Below are 20,189 nucleotides of genomic sequence, written 5' to 3' on the forward strand. Positions count from 1 at the left end.
GGTAATAGCATTCCAATTACCATCATCATATTTTTCACCCCATTTTAATATCAGAAAATAGTCCTGATAACAATTAATTTAATAGTATAGCTCTTTATTAAAATATACCATATTTTTTACGATTTTATTAACATGAATATGACTATAATATGTCTATTGTATATGTATTTTTAAAATTTTAAAAACTAGGTTCCCAATCATCTGGGAACCTAGTTTAATTTATATTTATTTAATATTTATACGGGTCATTATGTTCTTGTTTCGTTTTTCCATCTAAATCATCAAAGTCTTTTAAATCTTGACCTTGATTAGAGTTAGATCTTTCATATGACTCATTCACTGTGTCTTGTTTATTGTCACTGTTCACCTCATCTTGACCATGAACCGGTTGTTTTGGTTTTCTTACTAATAACATAACACCTGCAACAATCCATAATACGGCATTTATCCAGTTTCCTAAGAATGAAATGACACCTACTAGAATAAGTAAGATGCCTGCTGCTTTAGCTTTTTTATTAATTAGAATAGCTCCGATGATTGCAATGATTAAAATTATAATAGATAAAACTAAACCTGCTGTTAATAAACTACTCAACATGCCGAAGATATTTGTACCATCCTCATATGAGAAGCTTGGATCATCTGCCATCATTTGTTGAATGACTGTTTCTTTCACCTCATTGTTACCTATCATTGGTATGAAAACTGCGATAAGTACTACACCAATTAACTGTAATGCAATACCTATCCATGTGAGTACGCGTTCAGTTGTTCTTTTTATCATAATCGTGCGCCTCCTATTTCTATTTATTCGCTTCAATTACAATGCTAATTATACTAATTGTTAATATTTAAGTCTATTCATTATAAACAAAATATGTTTGAAATAATAAATAATATAATAACAAAAAAGGCTCGCATTGTATGCGAGTCTTTTTTGTCAGTTTTTATGTGCTTTAAATGCGTCATTAAGACGCGACAATTGGTCTACAAACTCATGTACTTCATCAGTTGTAAATTTGTCACCTATACGTTCTTTAACAGCTTCAATCATAACTGAATTTGCCTTTTTTAAAAAAGTTTCCCCTTCTGTACTGAGTTTAACTAATTTAATACGTTTATTATCTGTATAGGCTCTTTCAACGTAGCCCATTTCTTCTAATTTAACGATACGTTTAGAAGCTGCTGTTTTAAATATGTTTTGCAGCATCGCTAGTTCATTAATCGTCACTTTGCCTTCAGTTTGTATTATTCTCATTGCTTCAATTTGTTCTCTTGATAGAAAATTACCTAAACCTGTTTCCTTTATCATTTCCACAATTTCTTTATTTAAATGCAACATAACAAACTGAAATTTAGTAATCGCTTCTTCTATCGTCTGATTTATGTTTTCATTTTCCATACTTTTCACCCCTATATTGCTTTAGCTTTACTTAAATTCCACTGAAAACGGAACTTTTTCTCTCTTGTTAAACCATAATAGCACTAAGAATTGTAATAAGATCATTCCAATAATAATAGCACTTAATAGTATAACAATGAAACTAAAGTTAAAGTGCCCAGCATTGGTAAAGATTGCTTCTCTATATCCTTGAATCGCATAAGACATTGGAGAAAATGGATGAATCCATCTAAAGAAACTTGCTGAAAGTTCAATTGGGAACATCCCCTCACTTGAACTCAACTGTAATATGAGTAATAGCATGGATAAGAATAGTCCAATTCTATCTAAGAATAGCGCTAAGAATGACGTAATCGTTATTGCAGCAATAGCCCATAAGAAGCTCACTAATAGGAACTGGCCTACGTTGTCAATCGACATGTTGAATGCAAATATAACCCAGCTACTCATAAACAATGCTGATAAACTACCTTGCAGAAGATAAAGTAATAGCTTACCAAGCGCTTGTTTAGTTGAGGAAACGCCTTTGTTTAATGTTTTTCTCAATGGATAAATCGCACTAAATGATACTGCTCCAACAAATAAACTTACACTCGCCATATAAGGTACAATTGTTTCGCCATAATTGTCAGCCTCAGTAGGATTATTTTCATTTATTTTCGTCACATTATTTAATGCTTTTTCATTGTCATCTTCAAGTGAAACATCTTGCTGACTCGTGATTGCTTCATTTAACTTAGCTTGTAATTGATCATTGTTTTCCTGTAATTGATTTAAACCATCAGTAACTTGGTCATTACCTGATAATAATTGCTGTGCAGGTTGTCCTACCGCTGGGACTAATTGTTGCAAGCCATCACTGACTTGCTGATTACCATCAATTAATTGTGACTCTGCATTAGACATTTCGCCTAGTGCGTCAGATGTATCTTGATAACCATCTTGTGATTTTTTCGTACTCGCAAATATTTCAGTTAAGTAATTTTCACGAATGTCATCTTTAATTGTGTCTGTAACTGTATCAATTGCTTTCTGAGCAGTTTGACTACCCGTGTAACTTGATCCTGGATTAACTTGCGTTTCCAAATTAATTTTTTCCGGATTTTCATCTAATAAAGTCGTTGCATTTTTAGATGCGTCTTTAGGTACAATAATTGTTCCCACGCTATTACCTTTTTCCAATTCATGTGCAGCTTTTTTCTCGGAAACTGCTTGGAATTTAAAATCCTCATTATCTTTTAATTCATCTACTAAATCATCGCCAATTGTTATTTTTTCACCATTTAATTTGGCTGATTCGTCTTGATTTACAATAGATATTTCCAATTGATCTGTCTTATCATAAGGGTCCCAAATTGAGCCTACAAATAGTGCCACATAAATTAGAGGGATAAGCGCTATGGCTATAAGAGATACAATCAACATTTTATTTCTGAATATAAATTTAAATTCATTAAACATTTACTATCTACCTTTCTTTTTTGAAATGTACACCCCATGTACTATTAGTTTGAAAATAATCCCAAACGCTATAAACATTACGTTATGGAGCGTGTTAATCCTTGAATTCGTCCATTTTTTCAATATGTGGCGTGTTTTTATTTATACAGTACACCCCATGTACATTTTTATATAATACGCTCTTGCAAATAACTTGTCAATCATAAAATTCAATTTCTAAAAATGCTATTTTGTTTTATATTTATACATTACAGATTTTAAAATATTTAAAAAATAATGAATTTAATATCATATAGCATACATAAAATGTTTATAATTTTCTAATTTTATTATATTGACCTATTTATGAAAGCGCATTATATTAATATAAAATAACAGAATGGAGGTTTTGCATATGAAATCTTTATTAGATTTATTTAGTCTAAATGAAGTGAATTTGTGGATTTTCAAGTTCGGTAGAAAAGGCAAAAAATGGCATTTTTAATCTTTGTTATTGAAGGTGTGTTATTACACACCTTCTTCTTAATATCTAAGAAAGGTCAATATCTATGAATAAAATAGAAGCAATTGTAATTGCAACATTACTTATAGTTGTCTCTGGTGTGAGTTTAAATATAATGCTTATGCTTTCAGTATCTATTCTAGATAATTCCTCCGCTCTTATATACTATATAATTTTTACTTTAATTTTTATCATTTCATTCATTGGATTACCCACTTTACTAGTAAATTATTTATTTAAAAAACGTTTACGTATTTGGTACTTACAGATTTTTAATTATAAACGTTTGATTTTTATGTTTATTATTATTTTGCCTTTTTCTTTATTTTTAATTGGAAAGGCAGCAACAACTGAGTATTTTATTGTAGCTATTTGTGAAGAATTTCTATTTAGACATATTTTACTAATACTCTTATTAAGCGTCTTTAACAAATCATTAAGTTTTATATTAGGTTCTTTTTTATTTTCCTTAATCTTACATATTAATGGCGATCTCATAGTTAATTTGTGTACAAAATTTCCAAGCAGCTTAATTATGTATTGGCTCGCAGATAAATATAAATTACAAGATGCCATCGCTTTCCATTGGTTGTATAATATTTTGATTTACAAATTTTCTTAAAAGGAGTTAGTTTTTATGAAAAGAGTATTCAACAAATCTAATATCATTCTTTCATTTATATTAAATCTTGTATTCTCTTTTATAATGTCTTTAATAAATGTCAATTTAGGATTAATATTTATGATTTTGGGATTACTTATTTTTCCGTTACTATCAAATATTCTTTCTATTATTTTTAGCAAGAATACGTATAACTTAGTATCTTTATTTATAATGTCTCTGTTCAATATTTTATATTATTATATTGTTTCAAATTCTATAATGTCTAATCCAAAATTCAAAGAAATTAGTGATGATTTTGCAACTAAGAAGAACGATTTTTATATAGAAATAAATCAAAATTTGCTTACCGTCCCTCAATTTATCTTTTCATTTTTAATATACTTCTGTTTAACTTATTTAATCTTAAAAATATTTTTTAAAGGAGGACATAATGTTAAAAATAGATAATCTTTATAAACGCTTTAAAGATCCTGAATTTAATGTGCTTGATGGTGTTTCTTTAACGATTAATAAAGGCGATATTATTGGATTAATCGGTAAAAATGGCGCTGGTAAGACTACATTAATGAAAATTATTGCTAAGTCTAAAAAACCAACTTCAGGATCTATCACTTTAAATGGTATAGATATTTTTAAAAATAATAACGTTATGAAAAACGTAGGTATTATGATTGATACAGTTTATTTCAAACACTTTTCCGCTAAAAAAAATTTGATTTACTACTTAAAAGTAAATAATAAGGAAAAATATCTTGATAATATCGATAATGTTCTAGAACTTGTTGGACTTGCACATACTAAAAATAAAAAAGTGAAAGACTTTTCCTTTGGTATGAAACAAAGGTTATCTTTGGCGATGTGTTTACTAGATGAACCTGAATTAGCAATTATGGATGAGCCATTTGTTGGTCTCGATCCTGACGGTGTTAAAACGCTCATTAGCGCTTTAAGAACATGGGTGGAAGAAAGAAACATTGCGCTTCTTATTTCAAGTCACCAGTTAAATGAATTATCCGAGGTTTGTGATAAATTCGTGATTATAAAAAATGGCAAACTTCATCATATTGATTACAACAAAGACCAAGCTTTAAAAATTGTAATTAAGGAACAAATTTATCCTGAGCATAGACAAGAATTATTAGACCTATTTACAACAATAAAAAATATTTCTATGAATGAAATTTCTATTGAAATCGATTCTGCGGAGTATAACGATATTATGAAATATGTAGTTAATCATTACACATTAATAAATACAGTCAGCGAACAAGATAATTTATATCACCATTATGATGAATTTGAAAGGCAGTGAGAAAATGCTTACTAAACATATATTTTGTAATATATCCACTCGCAATTCAGCTTTAATTTTTTACTTAATTGCACTTTATCCATTTTTATATTTAATTACACTCATCCTCCCTACTAACTTTATGCAAATTAATGGAGAAACAAATGGACTCACCGGACTAGATTTCTATTATGGCGTTTTAGCTGCTCAATCACAATTTGCTGTACCATTAATTTTAGTTACATATTTTATTAGTTTTCTTTTTTATGAAGAATATGAATCTGGTCGTTTAATTTTTTATAAAGATATTAGCCGTACATATCTTTATAACTCTAAAATAGCTGCTTTATTATCTATGTATGTTATTTATTTCATCCTATTGTTCATTGCTTCTCAAGTTTTATATTTTACATACATTATTAAATTCAATTATGCTTCGGGAGATTTTTTATCATCTTCTGCAAGTATTAACTACAGTGATATTTTAGGCATTATAGGTATCTATGGGATTACATTAATAGCTGTTTTCTTTGGAATCATGTTATCTATGAAACTCTCAACAGGTTTTAACATACTTGGCGTGGTGATATTATTAATGATAATGTCTGCTGCCCCGCTCATTCATGGATTTAAATACTTCTTTCCTAACAGTTATGAAGAAGCAAATAATATCAATGAATTCTTTACTAAACTCGTAATTATTATTTTAATAACACTCGTTTACTCTATCGTATGTTATCTCGCAGGTTTAAAACTGTTCAAACGCTTAGAATATTAACTTAAAACATCACAATGAATAATTGGTTATAATATATTTTTAAGGATGACAGTGATTTGGGCCGGCTCAAATCACTAGCTGGATACTACAGATTGTGCCCGTGGAAAGCGTGCATATAATAATTGCCAACAAAGTCGGAGATCTTGTCGACACTCTAAAATCATCTAAACATAAAAATGTTTAGATGATTTTTGTGTTTTATCTTATCTTCAATTACCATTTTTTAAATCTCTCTACTATAATATATAATATAAGACGTGTATCACTAATATTACTCACTAACATAACTTTATCTATAATCTATAACTTTGGAACAATGTGTTACACTGTTGTAATATTAGACAAAAATCGCATTTAAACCCTGTTTAAACTTATATGAGGTAATAAAAAATGGAAAATAATTTAAAAATCAGTATGAATGAAAGACGTGTATTAAAACAAATCTTCAACAACCATAATATTTCGCGCACTCAAATATCTAAGAATTTAGAAATCAATAAAGCTACTATTTCTAATATATTAAATGCTTTGAAAAAGAAATCCTTAGTCATTGAAGTGGGCGAAGGTAATAGTACAAAAAGCGGCGGACGCAAACCAATCCTCCTAAAAATCAACAAACATTATGGCTATTATATTTCTATGGATTTAACATATAGCTCTGTAGAGTTAATGTACAATTATTTTGATGGTACCGTGTTAAAACATGAATCATATAACTTACCTGACAAAAAAGTGAGTAGCATCTTAGCTATATTAAAAACAAATATACCTACTTCTGAAAGCTATGATACTTCCTATGGCTTGTTGGGTATGTCTGTCTCAATTCACGGTATTGTAGATCACAATCAAACTATAATTCACCTTCCCTTCCATGAAAGTGAAGGCATTTCCATTACAGATGAGTTAAGATCACTGACTCAAGTTCCAGTAATTATTGAAAATGAAGCAAACTTATCTGCAATTTATGAAAGAAGCATCCATAGTAATTCAGAAATGAGAAATTTAATTGCTCTAAGTATTCACAAAGGCATTGGTGCAGGTTTAATCATCGATAAAAAATTATATCGTGGCTCTAATGGCGAAGCTGGCGAAATCGGTAAAACGCTCGTACTTCAAAACGGTGAAACATACAACACAATTGAAAATATTTGCTCCCAAGAAGCATTAATTCAAAGTATTAGTAATCAATTTGAACGAAATATATCACTTCCAGAACTTATTGAACTTTACCATCAACATAATGATATTGTTATTCAAGAAATTGAATATTTTACAACCAAAATTGCAGTATTAGTTCACAATTTAAATACGCAGTTCAATCCGGATATGATTTATATTAACTGCACATTAATCAATGAATTACCTGTTATTTTAGATTCGATTAAAACACAGCTAGGTCAATATTCGACTCACTCCGTACAACTCAATCTTACTACGAATGTGAAACACGCAACCTTATTAGGTGGCTCAATCGCAATTATGCAGAAATTATTAAACATTGATGATATTCAATTAAAATCTAACTAAACAAGCACACCCTTTTACATTTTTGTAGAAGGGTTATTTTTGAAATATTTTAGAAAGCGTTTACAAAAATAATTTTCCGTGCTATATTATCTCTAAAGTTAGTTTGTTTAATAAACTAACCAACTAGTTATAGGAGGATTATCATGACATATTTCAATATTGATAAAGTAAATTACGAAGGACCTAAATCAAATAATGTTTTTAGTTTTAAATATTATAATCCCGAAGAAAAAGTAGGCGACAAAACAATGGCAGAACACCTTAGATTTGGTGTAGCTTATTGGCATACATTTACAGCTGACTTATCAGACCCATTCGGCGTTGGCACAGCTGAACGTGATTGGGATAGCTTAAACGACATGGATAAAGCTAAAGCACGAGTTGATGCAATTTTCGAATTTATGGAAAAAACACGTATTGATTATTTCTGTTTCCACGATATAGATATCGCTCCAGAAGGTGCAACATTAAAAGAATCTAATGAAAATTTAGATATCATTGTAGACCTTATTAAAGAAAAAATGGATCAAACTGGTAAAAAATTACTTTGGAATACGACAAACAACTTTACACACGAAAGTTTTGTACATGGTGCAGCAACTTCTTCTAACGCTGAAGTTTTCGCATATGCCGCTGCAAAAGTTAAGAAGTCATTAGAAATCGCTAAAAAATTAGGCGCTGAAAACTTTGTTTTCTGGGGCGGACGTGAAGGTTATGAAAGTTTACTAAACACAGATATGAAATTAGAGTTAGACAACTTAGCTAATTTCTTAAAATTGGCTAAAAGCTATGCAGAAGAAATTGGTTACACAGGACAATTCTTAATTGAACCTAAACCAAAAGAACCTACAACACACCAATACGATACTGATGTTGCGACTTCACATGCTTTCTTACAAAAATATGACTTAGATAAAACATTCAAATTCAATATTGAAGCAAACCATGCAACATTAGCTGGGCACACTTTCCAACATGAATTAAGATATGCTCGTGATAATGATTTATTAGGTTCAGTAGATGCAAACCAAGGTCATCCACTGTTAGGTTGGGACACAGACGAATTCCCTACTGACGTCTACGATACAACATTAGCAATGTACGAAATCTTAAAAAATGGTGGATTAAATCCAGGTGGTTTGAACTTCGATGCTAAGCCAAGAAGAACTTCATTCAAACAAGAAGATTTAATTTTAACGCATATCGCTGGTATGGATACATTTGCACTTGGCTTAAAAGTAGCACACAAAATGATTGAAGATAATTTCTTTGAAAATATTGTAGATGAAAAATATAAATCTTTTGCTGAAGGTATTGGTAAAAAGATAGTTGAAGGTAATACTTCATTTAAAGAATTAGAGGAATATGCTTTTAATATTAATGAGATTGATAATACTTCTGATCGTTTAGAAGTGATTAAAGCTCAAATGAATCAATATATTTTAAACATTAATAATGGAGACTGATAAAAATGACTTATGTAATCGGTATAGATATTGGTACAAGTTCCTTAAAGTCTATTGTTGTTAATAAAAATGGAGACGTTGTAGATTCATACAGCGTCTCTTATCATACGCTGCACCCTAAATCTGGATACAGCGAAATGAATCCAGATATCTGGTATGACGCAACAATTGAGAGTTTAAAGCATTTATTAAACAAATACGCACAAAAAGAAATCACTGGCATTAGTTTTTCAGGTCAAATGCATGGCCTAGTGGTTATTGATCAAGAAGGTGTAGTCATTAGACCTGCTATTTTATGGAATGATACACGTACTTCTGATGAAGTTGATGAAATCAAAAATAAATTAGGGCTCGATACACTACTAAAATTCACACAAAACACTGTGTTAGAAGGATTTACATTACCTAAACTAATGTGGTTAAAAAATAATGAAATTGATAATTATAATAAAATCCATAAATTCATGTTGCCTAAGGATTATATCGTTTATAAATTAACGGGCAACATTTTTACAGAACCTTCAGACGCTGCAGGTACAATTATGTTTAGCGTGAAAGAAGAAAATTGGTCTACTGAATTATTAAATAGCTTAGATATTAACGCATCTATTTGTCCAGACATCATTGCTTCTCATCACAAAAGTGGTCAATTAACTGAAGACGTAAAAAACGCTTTAAATATCGATTGGGATATCAGTGTCTATCAAGGAGGCGCAGATAACGCATGTGGCGCTTTAGGCTCTGGTATCACAGATGAACAAAAACAATTAGTAAGTATCGGTACTTCTGGCGTGGCATTATCCATCGAAAATAATGCTGACTATGAAAATGATGGCAATGTGCATTACTTTAACCACTGTGTGCCTAATCAAAAATACATTATGGGTGTCACTTTATCCGCTGGTTATAGCTTGGAATGGTTAAAACAACTACTAGATCCTGATGCAAATTTTTCTGCATTCTTAGAAACAATTTCAGATGCTGATATTGGATCAAACGGAGTAATGTACACGCCTTATTTACTAGGTGAACGTACACCACATAATGACGCAACAGTTAGAGGCAGCTTTATCGGTTTGGATGCAAATACTACGCAACTCGATATGAAACGTTCTGTTATCGAAGGTATCACTTATTCCATAAATGAAAGCATTCAAATCATGAAAAACAACGGCATTGACATCAAAGAAATAGTTTCTATCGGTGGTGGTGCAAAAAATCATGAGTGGCTCCAAATCCAAGCAGATGTTTTCAATGCAGCGATTACCACAAGAACTGAAGAACAAGGTCCAGCTTATGGTGCAGCGATGTTAGCCGCTATGGGTGAAGCGTGGTTTGATACTTTCAATAAAATGAGTCAATCATGGATTACATATAACCAAAAAGTATCTCCTATTGAAGAAAACAGTAAATCATACCACAACTTATTTGATATTTATAAAACAATCTATGACGCTACGCAACCAGTAACTCAAAAACTAAGCAAATTTAAGTGATTTATCAAGGGGATGGATATATGTCAACTTATAATAATAAGAAGTTTATTTTTAAAATAGCTTTAATCGCAACGCTTGGCGGATTGTTATTCGGCTATGATACAGCAGTTATTTCTGGTGCTGAACAATCTCTCCAGAAATATTTAACTAAAGATTACGGTAGTTTTGTCCATGGTATTACAGTTTCCAGCGCTTTAATCGGCTGTATTATTGGTGGCTTGTTATCTTCAATTTTCTCAAGTCGGCTCGGTCGTAAAAAATCATTACAAGTAGCAGCTGTTTTATTTGTAGTTTCTGCGCTTTTATCAGGCTATCCTGAGTTTTTATTTTTTGAACCAGGTGAATCCAGCCTTGGTTTGCTGATAACATTTAATCTCTATCGTGTCATCGGCGGGATTGGTGTAGGATTAGCCTCTGCAATATCTCCAATGTATATTAGTGAAATCGCACCTTCTTCTATAAGAGGGAGACTCGTTTCATGGAACCAATTTGCTATTATATTTGGTATGTTAGTCGTTTATTTTGTAAACTACGGTATTACTTTCGGTCAGTCTCAGAGTTGGATTGAACTAATCGGATGGCGTTACATGTTTATGACAGAAGCAATACCAGCAATTGCATTTTTCTTTTTATTATTTTTAGTACCTGAAACGCCAAGATATTTATCACTAAATAATAGAAATACTGAAGCACTCACAGTACTAAATAAAATATACTCTTCTAAGAATCATGCACAGAATGTTTTAAATGATATCTTATCAACTAAAAATAAACTAACAGATGTAAAAGCACCATTATTTAGTTTTGGTAAAACCGTGATTATTATCGGTATTTTATTATCTATTTTCCAACAATTCATCGGTATCAATGTAGCTTTATATTATGCACCTCGTATTTTCGAAAATTTAGGTGCAGGTGACAATACCTCCATGATACAAACTGTTGTGATGGGGTTAGTAAACGTCATCTTCACCGTTATTGCTATATTATATGTCGATAAATTTGGTCGTAAGCCTTTATTAATCATCGGCTCTACTGGTATGGCAATCGGAATGATTGGTATGAGTGCACTCGCTGCAAATGGTGCATTTGGCATTACAACTTTAATATTTTTAGTTATTTATACTGCCTCATTTATGATGAGTTGGGGACCAATTATCTGGGTGTTATTATCAGAAATATTCCCTAACAGAATTAGAAGTGGCGCGATGGCAATAGCTGTCGCAGTACAATGGTTAGCAAACTTTACAATCACTTCTACTTACCCGTCTATGATGGAAATTAGTGGTACAATGACTTACGGATTTTACGCACTCATGAGTATTTTATCTGGCTTGTTTGTATGGAAATTCATTCCAGAAACAAAAGGTAAAACACTAGAAGAATTAGAAAAAGTTTGGATTAAAGACAAAGATAAACAAGTCTCTAATAATGTGGAAGAAGTTCAAAGTAACTCTAAATCAGCACATTAAAATTCGAAGTTAGTACGAAGATATTTTCATCATAAACAGTTTTTAACAATAGTCTAGAACATAAATTATCTCGTTCTCAAATAAAAGCCCCAATCCATTAGAAAAAATGGATTGGGTCTTTCTACTTAAAATTGTTACTATTATATAATTCCATCTATGATGAAAGCAATTGCAAAAGCTACAAATGATAATAACGTTTCCATTACTGTCCACGTTTTAAATGTCTCTTTGACATTTAAACCTAAGTATTCTTTAACCAACCAGAATCCTGCGTCATTTACGTGAGATAACATTAAAGAGCCTGCACCAGTTGCAATAACTAGTAATTCTAGATTTACCCCAGACATATGTTGAATAATTGGTGATACGATACCAGCAGCTGTAGTTAAAGCAACCGTGGCTGATCCAGTAGCAACACGTATTAAACCTGCTACTAAAAATGCTAAGAGTAATGGCGATAGTGAAAGCTGTTCTGTCATCTGTGCAATTGTATTCCCGACACCTGTTTCAATAAGTATTTCTTTAAAGCCTCCACCAGCACCGATAATTAAAATAATGGAGCCAATCGGTAAAATACATTCTTCTACTAAATCTTTAATTACATTTTTCGTCATACCTTGCTTAAACCCTAATAGATAGAAAGCGGCAAAACAAGAAATTAATAATGCTATCACAGGACTTCCTATAAATATTAATGAGTTTTTTATTATGCTAGGAATCTCTCCTAAGTAAGGTGTAATTATAGATAGTAACATTAGTAATACTGGTAAAATGATAACTAAAAATGAAATACCTACACTTGGTAATCCCTTAGTTTTATTATTTACTTTAATAATATTAGGTGGATTTTCCGGTATAACTCGTTTACTAATATACTTACCAAAAATTGGGCCTGCAATAATTGCAGTTGGTAACGCAATGATTAGTGAATATAACAACACTTTTCCTAAATCAGCTTCATATATGCCGATTGCTGTCATTGCACCAGGATGTGGTGGCACAATACCATGTACAATTGATAAACCTGCTAATAACGGTATCGCTATTAGTAATATATTGGTTTTAGTTGTTTTATGAATTGAAATCACCAAAGGTAATAAAATCACAATCCCTACTTCAAAAAATACGGGTATACCAATAATAAATCCTGATAACATCATCGCCCATGGTAATTTTTTATAACCTAACGCTTTCACTAAGTAATCCGATATTTGCATACCAGCGCCAGAGTCAGACATTAATTTACCTAAAATTGTACCTAATGCTAAGATACCTACTAAATGTCCTAATACATCTCCAACTCCAGTTTCATATGCTGTGACAATTTTTTCAGGAGATAAACCTGCCATAATAGCTAAGAATAATCCTGCTACAGTTAAACTTATAAACGCATGCCATTTCCACCATGCAACACCTAATATGACAATAACGATTGAAAGTAGCGTAATAATTAATAAATATATATTAGAATCCATTTTGTTCCCCCATTTATGTTAGCGCTACCAACAAGTCACAAGAGTTTGTCTATTCTTTTAAACTGATGCTGTATTTCTCCAATTTACTATTATAATAACCGATGCTATATTCAACTATATTGTTTAGTGTTGAATAAGATATTCTTTCTCTTACAAGTAATGGCTCAGATGAATTAAGGTTCAAATAAGACGTAGCCTGTGCATCAAAACCAACAGAGAAGTTATCTTCAATATCTTTTATTTCTATTTTTTCATCTTCTAAAATTTTATAAATAGATAGGTCATTATTTTGTTTTAATTGACCATACTTATCCAAACTGTTTAATGGATATGGTAAATAATGATTGAACAGAATATACGGCGTATCATTTAATAAATAAACTCTCGTGATCTTATAGGATTTTTCACCAAACATTTGAAATAATTCACTATTTTTATCATGCTCTTCGACGACAATATCTTTTATAAGCTTTTGAATTTGATTCCCTTGTTCTACGAGTTTTTCTGTAAAGTTTTTATTATTAGTAACATTGCTTAATTGTTTGTGATTAATGACAGTTGTGCCTTTGCCACTTTTTTTCTCTAAGTAGCCAAGCGTAACTAATTCTTTAATAGCTGCTCTAACTGTCACTTTACTTACATTAAATTCCTTTTCAAATTCAATTTCGGTTGGTATATAATTACCAATAGTGTATATGCCGTGAATAATTCTATCTTCAATAATTTGTTTTATTTGTAAATATAATGGCCCTTTATCTGATGATAAATTTGTCATAAATCAATTACCTCTCAATATCATTTTTTTCTTCATTTATGACTTTTATTATATCATCAGTATCAAACAATGGTGTATCCCCAGATATTGTATGTGCTAATACACAAGATGCTGTTGAAAATGAAACTATTTCTTGAGGGTCCATATTTGATAATTCACCATGCATCACACCACAAGTGTACGCATCTCCTGTACCAATTCGGTCCAAAATATCAACTTCGAATGCTTTAGAGTAATACATTCTTTTATCTTTAAATAAATAACCTTTGATATTATTTTGATTACTGCCTTGAATCGTTCTTATAGTTCCAGCAATAATGTTTATATCAAATTTATTAGCGACAATCGGTAATAATTCTTCTAGTTGTTCTTCTTTTGTTTCTTTGCTTGTTGTTAAATTCAAAGTATTAATTGCATCTTTTTCACTCATGAGCACGATGTCTGCTTCTGTTAAAATACTTTCATAGTAAGGTTTAGCACGTTGATTACCATTATCTCCCCATAATGAAGGCCTAAAGTTACAATCAAAGACAATTTGAATGTTTTTCTCTTTTGCTATTTTAACTATAGTCAAAATATTATTTTGCGTTAAATCGTTCATGGCTAAAGATATACCACAAATATGCAAAACATCGATTCCTTCTAGTGACTGGGAAATATTATATTTTGATATATCTGTTGTATTAAAACTACTTTGCTGTCTGTTTGTATAAGTTACATTGCTTGGACGATTCCCAAATCCTTGCTCCAAAAAATACATCCCTAAATTATCATTATTTTTAATAACAAAATCACTATGAATACCTAATCTTCTTATTGCCCCAATAGCTGCTGTTCCAATAGCATTATCAGGTACTGCACTAATCAAGCTCGTATCATATCCAAATTGGGATAATAAACTTGTTACATTAACACCTGTGCCAGTAAAAGAGTATTTTAAGTTTTCAGCTTGTCTTAATAGTAGATTATCAGGTACCTCTAATCGCATCATTATTTCTCCATAAGCTGCAATGTGTTTACTCATAAGCATCAACCAATTGTTTTATTTTATATGTTAGCCATTCGACATCTTCTATATTTGTTAGTCCTGTATCTTTATCAATAATAGAAGAATATACATGTGGAATGATTTTAGGAACATTATATTCTAATGCGATTTTTACTATTTCTTCAAAATTTTCTTTTGTAATACCACCTGTTGGTTCTAAACCAAATTCAGCTTCTCCACATGCTTGAGCCACTGCTTTATACTCTTCAACCGTAGCTAAACCTTTCATAGGAAAGAATTTGATTGATGAACCTCCCATATCCTTAATTAAATTAATTGCTGCTTGAATTGGGATGTTCGCTTTCTCGACGCCATCACTACTTACAGGTCCCGTAGAAATATTAACGTACCCGGTTTGTCCTGTAGGAGACACTAAAGCATTAACCCAAGTATTTTCATCGCTGTTAGCTGTTGTTTGTCCAACGCTTGTAAACACTTGATTGATATGTGATCCTTGATAAAATTTGGCAATATCAGCTACCACTTTTGCTTGTCTATTATCACCAGCACCTAGCCCTATTGATATTGCATCATCTACCTCATTGCCAAATTGATTCATAGCTTTCACAGCAGAATTTACGCTATCATAATCTTTTGATAAGACCCCTATCACCACATTTTTATCTGCTGCATAAAATACTTCTTTTATATTTTCTTCACCTTTAGCTAATACATTCAAAGCTACTCTATCTTTATAAAATCTTTCTAGAATTTTCATTAAATAATTCCCTCCAGGATTTCAATAATTGTTTCATAAATAATTTCAATTTCTCCTTGCTTTAATGGTCTAGGATCAATATCGAAAAACCCTTGTTTAACACCATAATCTCGCGTATATATAGCAATATCAGCTGTTTTTAGTTTTTCAGAGAATAATTCTGCTGATAAATTTAGAATAGATGGATTCACATGTACCCGTGTTCTATATATTTCTCTGCCCGCTTCATCTTGAACAATCTCTAATTTTATACCTTCATAATTATTTAATGGTTCTAGTTTTTTTAGTTCATTTTTTTCTTTTTTGGAATTATCTACTTTATCAAAGTATTCATCTAAAGCTTGTAGTAATCCAAAAGTCGACTCTTTTCCTACTTTCATACTGCGTCCAATAAAATGTAATTGAACTTTAACCGATTCAATGAGCGCTTTTTTACCAGCAACAATACCAGTAGTTGGTCCTTGAATTGCTTTTGAACCACTAAATATGACCAAATCAGAACATTGGATGTATTTTTCTAAGTCTTCTTCAGCTGCTGCATCGACAATTAACGGGATATTATGACTTTGTGCTACTTCATATATTTCTTCGACTGATGCCATATTTTTTTGCACAGCGTGATGAGATTTAACATATAAAATAGCTGCTGTTTTTTCACTTATTGCTTCTTTAACATGTTTGTCTCTACCTTCATTTGCATAACCTACTTCAACAGTGCGCCCTCCTCCTAAATAAACCATAGTTTCGATAGGTGCACCATATTGGACATTATGTCCTTTAAATAAAATTACTTCATTTCTATCTATTTTTTCATTATGCAATCTTTGACTCTTACGCTCATTACCCTCAGTAACAATGCCTGCAATAGATAACGCAATGCCACTAGAAGCTGAGTTTACAACGACAGCAGCTTCAGCATTAATTTTATTTGCGATGTATTCACCAGATTTATCAACTAGCTCTGCAATTTCCACATAATTTTGTCCTCCAAATTTCATTGCGTCCATTACGGAATTTGTAGGTGAAGACACACCTAGAATACTCATTCTCCCACTTGCGTTTATGACTTGTTTCAAACCATACTTATAATTCAATGAATTTGCCATTTGCTACCACGCCTCTTTCTTTGATTACTTTATTTGTTGTAACTTTGTGCTCATGAGAATCTATTAGAATTTGTTCTGTATCAGTAACATCAAATATAGTTAAATTTGCTGTTATACCTTCTTTAAATTCCAATAACTCGGGTTTATTTATTATTTCAGCTGGTTTTTCTGTTACTGCCTTGATAATTTCATCTAATGTGTAACCAAGATACAAGAATTTAGTTAGTACATTAGATAAACTATATACCGGTCCTTCTAATCTGTTTTTTTTATAAATATCTGAACTTATACTATCGAAATGTATATTACTTTGTTGAGCTTGCTGAGCAACTTCAAATGAAAAACTGGCGTTACCATGACCAACATCTAATTTCACACCTCGTCTTATCGCATCTTTTAAGACTATTAACGCATTACCTTTTTCATCAAATAAATTATTAGATTTACCATTCAAAAAGTGAGTAATGACATCTCCTTTTCTAAGTAAAGGTATAACGTCCTGAATTTTAGGGGGTGCTGAACCAATATGCGTCATAATTGGTAATTTTAATTGTTCACTTATTTCTACTGCTCTTTCTAATGGAATTGTCCCATTCCCTTTAACCACGCTACTACTTATACGTGCCTTTAACCCGATTATCATATCTTTATATTCTTCAGCAGCTTCAATACACGTTCTCGTATCTATCCATTCTAAATTTGATAATTCATCTATTCTTTCTAGACCAATTTTAGAAATATTTAAAAATGAAAATACATTTGTTTGGCTGCTTTGTGCTCTCTCGTACAATTCACTAACTCTATCTGCGCCACAACTCCCTGCATCTACTATCGTAGTAACACCTTGCTTTACTCCAATCTCATCAATTTCATCTCCATAAGGACTGAAATCTGAAAAAGCATGTACATGTAAATCAATCCAACCAGTTGATACAAAAGAATTTGAACCATCAAAAAGAATATGACCTTTTAAACTATTTTCTTTTGAAATTTTTTCTATTACACCGTTATTGAGCAAAATATCAACTCGACAATTGTCTAAAGTAGCAATATTTTTAATAATTCCTGAACTTTTCACATTAGCTCACCTCTTGAAAAAGATTATAACATTATAACTTTTGTAAGCGCAATCATTATAATGTTATAATCTTTTTTCTCATTAAATAATATGCTACTTACTTTATTTAATTAATAACTTTAAAACGTTCAACTTACCAAAAGTAAAAACACTTTCGTAATATATATATTATTACGAAAGTGTTTTTGCTTTTGATATAATAAAAATTTAGTTTATATAGGATTAGCCGCTAGCTAAATCGCTGTCCAACCGCCGTCTATTTTGATGGTTTCGCCGGTAACAAAATTTGATAATTGTGAACTTAAATATAAGACTGCGCCTGAAATATCTGTTGGTTGGGGCATTTTATGAAATAAGATGCGATTCAATACGTCTTCTTTAAATGCTTCATTCTTAAACATCTTCTCTGTTAATTCTGTTTCTACAAATGTTGGAGCAATTGCGTTAATGTTGATATTGTATTGCGCCCACTCAACAGCGAGTGCTTTTGTTAATTGAATCACACCGCCTTTGCTTGAAGCATATGGCGCTCTATCAAAATAACCAACAAAACCAACTTGTGATGCCATATTTACAATTTTTCCACTCTGTTCTTGTGCCATGTATTTTCCAACAAACTTAGAAATAAAGAACAATGATTTTAAATTAATATCTAATACATTTTCCCAATCATCTTCTTCAATTTCAAATGCAGGTTTACTAATATTTATACCCGCATTATTCACGAGCACATCAATTTTTCCAAATTTTGAAACAATATCGTCTATTACCTTTGAAACTCGATTAATTTCGGTTATATCCAGCGCATAAACCGTATGTTGCCCCCTAGATTCATTCAGTATATCTAACGTTTTATCTAATGAATCTTTATCTCTAGCTATGACGATTACATTGGCACCTAACTGCGCGAAATCAATTGCAATTTCTTGACCAATACCTCGGTTGCCACCAGTTACAATAACAGTCTTACCTTCTAAATCATTAAAGTTTTTTTGCACTATAAATCATCCTATTTATTTTCTTGATCTTTCTTCAAAAAATACATCAATACTTCGTCACGCTTATCAATAATTTCTTGAGACTCACTTTCGCCCCAATCATAAAAACCTTTACCAGTTTTATATCCAAGATTGCCTTCATCAACATGTTTATTCAATGTTTTTCCAGATGCTTTTTCAGTACTTAAATCTTCAAATAAATAATCAGATATGGCACTAAAAACATCCAACCCACCTAAGTCTGCCGTCATTAGTGGACCAACGACAGGATATCTTCTACCTACACTATAGGTTACTGCGGCATCAATATCTTCCTTAGATGCTACACCTTGATCAAGTAATGATTGCGCTTCTCTAAATAGTGCATATTGTAATCTATTACCGATAAATCCTGATATTTCTTTTTGTATAAGAATTGGCTTTTTGCCTATAGCACCAATAACATTTTCAGTACGTGCAACAGTTTCAATATTTGTGTCATCATTTTTCACAATTTCTACCAACGGAACTAAATGTGCCGGATTCCAAAAATGTGTGATAATAAAATAATCAGGAAATTTATAATCTTTTGTTAGTTGTTGTAATGTGAAACCAGATGTATTGCTGGCTAATATGGTTTTTTCATCTAATAAATCATTTAACTTTTCATATAATTCACTTTTAATGCCTAAATCTTCTGGCACAGCTTCTATGATAAAAGTAACGTCTTTCACTACCGCTTCAATATCTGTGTCTAAGGTAATATTATTTTTGATATTTTGCATTTGAACGTCACTAATTAAATCATTTTTATATAATAACAGTACCTTTTTATCAATTTCTGTTTCAGCTCTTTTTAAATCTTCCAAGTTGATACTGTAAACTTTAACTTTATAATTCGCCCAAGCAACGGATAGAGCGATTGAATGCCCCATCGTTCCACTACCTAATACAGCAATATTCTCCATCGTTACACCCCTTTTGACTAAAGT

General features: G+C 31.3%; 19 protein-coding genes. 8 read left to right on the forward strand and 11 right to left on the reverse strand.

Annotated features, from left to right (window positions below; genetic code table 11):
* Positions 1–229: 229 nt before the first annotated feature.
* The 3 genes from M4L39_RS00155 to M4L39_RS00165 all read right to left on the reverse strand — a co-directional run bounded on the left by M4L39_RS00155 (position 230) and on the right by M4L39_RS00165 (position 2,863).
* The gene (locus M4L39_RS00155) at positions 230–784 is read right to left on the reverse strand and encodes a DUF4064 domain-containing protein (RefSeq protein WP_277580163.1); all 555 of its coding nucleotides are present in this window, start codon (positions 782–784) and stop codon (positions 230–232) included.
* Positions 785–940: 156 nt separating this feature from the next.
* Entirely contained in the window at positions 941–1,402 is a 462-nt protein-coding gene (locus M4L39_RS00160) for a MarR family winged helix-turn-helix transcriptional regulator (RefSeq protein ID WP_046465770.1), read from the reverse strand.
* A gap of 27 nt (positions 1,403–1,429) precedes the next feature.
* Positions 1,430–2,863 carry a YhgE/Pip family protein gene (locus M4L39_RS00165; protein ID WP_277580164.1) on the reverse strand — a complete coding sequence of 478 codons (1,434 nt, stop codon included), beginning with the start codon at positions 2,861–2,863 and terminating at the stop codon, positions 1,430–1,432.
* A gap of 548 nt (positions 2,864–3,411) precedes the next feature.
* Between M4L39_RS00165 and M4L39_RS00170 the strand changes: the two genes are divergently transcribed.
* From M4L39_RS00170 to xylE, 8 genes are all read left to right on the forward strand, one after another.
* Positions 3,412–3,987 carry a CPBP family glutamic-type intramembrane protease gene (locus tag M4L39_RS00170; protein ID WP_277580165.1) on the forward strand — a complete coding sequence of 192 codons (576 nt, stop codon included), beginning with the start codon at positions 3,412–3,414 and terminating at the stop codon, positions 3,985–3,987.
* A 15-nt stretch (positions 3,988–4,002) separates the two neighbouring features.
* Positions 4,003–4,437 (forward strand): Msa family membrane protein, encoded by a 435-nt coding sequence (locus M4L39_RS14570; RefSeq protein WP_431197612.1) that lies wholly within the window; start codon positions 4,003–4,005, stop codon positions 4,435–4,437.
* A complete protein-coding gene (locus M4L39_RS00175) occupies positions 4,421–5,302 on the forward strand; it encodes an ABC transporter ATP-binding protein (protein WP_277580166.1) in 882 nt (293 codons plus the stop codon). Before M4L39_RS14570 ends, M4L39_RS00175 begins: the two co-directional genes overlap by 17 nt.
* Before the next feature lie 121 nt (positions 5,303–5,423).
* Positions 5,424–6,059 carry an amino acid transporter gene (locus M4L39_RS00180; RefSeq protein WP_256093078.1) on the forward strand — a complete coding sequence of 212 codons (636 nt, stop codon included), beginning with the start codon at positions 5,424–5,426 and terminating at the stop codon, positions 6,057–6,059.
* A gap of 390 nt (positions 6,060–6,449) precedes the next feature.
* On the forward strand, positions 6,450–7,586 hold the full coding sequence (locus M4L39_RS00185) for an ROK family transcriptional regulator (RefSeq protein WP_277580167.1): 1,137 nt from the start codon (positions 6,450–6,452) through the stop codon (positions 7,584–7,586).
* Positions 7,587–7,729: 143 nt separating this feature from the next.
* Positions 7,730–9,052, forward strand: a complete 1,323-nt coding sequence (gene xylA, locus M4L39_RS00190) for a xylose isomerase (protein WP_277580168.1) — start codon at positions 7,730–7,732, stop codon at positions 9,050–9,052.
* Between the two features lie 5 nt (positions 9,053–9,057).
* Complete coding sequence (gene xylB / locus M4L39_RS00195) at positions 9,058–10,548, forward strand: xylulokinase (RefSeq protein ID WP_277580169.1); 1,491 nt, start codon at positions 9,058–9,060, stop codon at positions 10,546–10,548.
* Between the two features lie 20 nt (positions 10,549–10,568).
* Positions 10,569–12,020 (forward strand): D-xylose transporter XylE, encoded by a 1,452-nt coding sequence (xylE, locus tag M4L39_RS00200; RefSeq protein WP_277580170.1) that lies wholly within the window; start codon positions 10,569–10,571, stop codon positions 12,018–12,020.
* A 140-nt stretch (positions 12,021–12,160) separates the two neighbouring features.
* On the opposite strand, the gene M4L39_RS00205 is transcribed toward xylE, so the two are convergent.
* From M4L39_RS00205 to M4L39_RS00240, 8 genes are all read right to left on the reverse strand, one after another.
* Positions 12,161–13,495: a gluconate:H+ symporter gene (locus M4L39_RS00205; protein WP_277580171.1), complete on the reverse strand. Its 1,335-nt coding sequence runs from the start codon at positions 13,493–13,495 to the stop codon at positions 12,161–12,163.
* A 49-nt stretch (positions 13,496–13,544) separates the two neighbouring features.
* Complete coding sequence (locus M4L39_RS00210) at positions 13,545–14,270, reverse strand: GntR family transcriptional regulator (RefSeq protein ID WP_277580172.1); 726 nt, start codon at positions 14,268–14,270, stop codon at positions 13,545–13,547.
* A 7-nt stretch (positions 14,271–14,277) separates the two neighbouring features.
* Positions 14,278–15,294 (reverse strand): sugar kinase, encoded by a 1,017-nt coding sequence (locus tag M4L39_RS00215; protein WP_277580173.1) that lies wholly within the window; start codon positions 15,292–15,294, stop codon positions 14,278–14,280.
* The gene (gene dagF / locus M4L39_RS00220) at positions 15,287–16,036 is read right to left on the reverse strand and encodes a 2-dehydro-3-deoxy-phosphogluconate aldolase (RefSeq protein WP_277580174.1); all 750 of its coding nucleotides are present in this window, start codon (positions 16,034–16,036) and stop codon (positions 15,287–15,289) included. The genes M4L39_RS00215 and dagF overlap by 8 nt, the downstream gene beginning before the upstream one ends.
* Positions 16,036–17,142 (reverse strand): DgaE family pyridoxal phosphate-dependent ammonia lyase, encoded by a 1,107-nt coding sequence (locus tag M4L39_RS00225; RefSeq protein WP_277580175.1) that lies wholly within the window; start codon positions 17,140–17,142, stop codon positions 16,036–16,038. The genes dagF and M4L39_RS00225 overlap by 1 nt, the downstream gene beginning before the upstream one ends.
* Positions 17,120–18,220, reverse strand: a complete 1,101-nt coding sequence (locus tag M4L39_RS00230) for an amidohydrolase/deacetylase family metallohydrolase (protein ID WP_277580176.1) — start codon at positions 18,218–18,220, stop codon at positions 17,120–17,122. Before M4L39_RS00230 ends, M4L39_RS00225 begins: the two co-directional genes overlap by 23 nt.
* A 233-nt stretch (positions 18,221–18,453) precedes the next feature.
* Entirely contained in the window at positions 18,454–19,218 is a 765-nt protein-coding gene (locus M4L39_RS00235) for an SDR family NAD(P)-dependent oxidoreductase (RefSeq protein ID WP_277580177.1), read from the reverse strand.
* Positions 19,219–19,229: 11 nt separating this feature from the next.
* Positions 19,230–20,165: a 3-hydroxyacyl-CoA dehydrogenase family protein gene (locus tag M4L39_RS00240; protein ID WP_277580178.1), complete on the reverse strand. Its 936-nt coding sequence runs from the start codon at positions 20,163–20,165 to the stop codon at positions 19,230–19,232.
* Between the last annotated feature and the right edge of the window lie 24 nt (positions 20,166–20,189).

The organism is Staphylococcus equorum (assembly GCF_029531845.1).
GTDB classification, from domain to species: domain Bacteria; phylum Bacillota; class Bacilli; order Staphylococcales; family Staphylococcaceae; genus Staphylococcus; species Staphylococcus equorum_C.

Coding starts and splice junctions, on each gene's coding strand:
- xylA (WP_277580168.1), top strand. CDS start 7,730: ATGACATATTTCAATATTGATAAAGTAAATTACGAAGGACCTAAATCA.
- M4L39_RS00155 (WP_277580163.1), bottom strand. CDS start 784: ATGATAAAAAGAACAACTGAACGCGTACTCACATGGATAGGTATTGCA.
- M4L39_RS14570 (WP_431197612.1), top strand. CDS start 4,003: ATGAAAAGAGTATTCAACAAATCTAATATCATTCTTTCATTTATATTA.
- M4L39_RS00165 (WP_277580164.1), bottom strand. CDS start 2,863: ATGTTTAATGAATTTAAATTTATATTCAGAAATAAAATGTTGATTGTA.
- M4L39_RS00215 (WP_277580173.1), bottom strand. CDS start 15,294: ATGAGTAAACACATTGCAGCTTATGGAGAAATAATGATGCGATTAGAG.
- dagF (WP_277580174.1), bottom strand. CDS start 16,036: ATGAAAATTCTAGAAAGATTTTATAAAGATAGAGTAGCTTTGAATGTA.
- xylE (WP_277580170.1), top strand. CDS start 10,569: ATGTCAACTTATAATAATAAGAAGTTTATTTTTAAAATAGCTTTAATC.
- xylB (WP_277580169.1), top strand. CDS start 9,058: ATGACTTATGTAATCGGTATAGATATTGGTACAAGTTCCTTAAAGTCT.
- M4L39_RS00205 (WP_277580171.1), bottom strand. CDS start 13,495: ATGGATTCTAATATATATTTATTAATTATTACGCTACTTTCAATCGTT.
- M4L39_RS00170 (WP_277580165.1), top strand. CDS start 3,412: ATGAATAAAATAGAAGCAATTGTAATTGCAACATTACTTATAGTTGTC.
- M4L39_RS00160 (WP_046465770.1), bottom strand. CDS start 1,402: ATGGAAAATGAAAACATAAATCAGACGATAGAAGAAGCGATTACTAAA.
- M4L39_RS00175 (WP_277580166.1), top strand. CDS start 4,421: ATGTTAAAAATAGATAATCTTTATAAACGCTTTAAAGATCCTGAATTT.
- M4L39_RS00185 (WP_277580167.1), top strand. CDS start 6,450: ATGGAAAATAATTTAAAAATCAGTATGAATGAAAGACGTGTATTAAAA.
- M4L39_RS00210 (WP_277580172.1), bottom strand. CDS start 14,270: ATGACAAATTTATCATCAGATAAAGGGCCATTATATTTACAAATAAAA.
- M4L39_RS00240 (WP_277580178.1), bottom strand. CDS start 20,165: ATGGAGAATATTGCTGTATTAGGTAGTGGAACGATGGGGCATTCAATC.
- M4L39_RS00225 (WP_277580175.1), bottom strand. CDS start 17,142: ATGGCAAATTCATTGAATTATAAGTATGGTTTGAAACAAGTCATAAAC.
- M4L39_RS00180 (WP_256093078.1), top strand. CDS start 5,424: ATGCAAATTAATGGAGAAACAAATGGACTCACCGGACTAGATTTCTAT.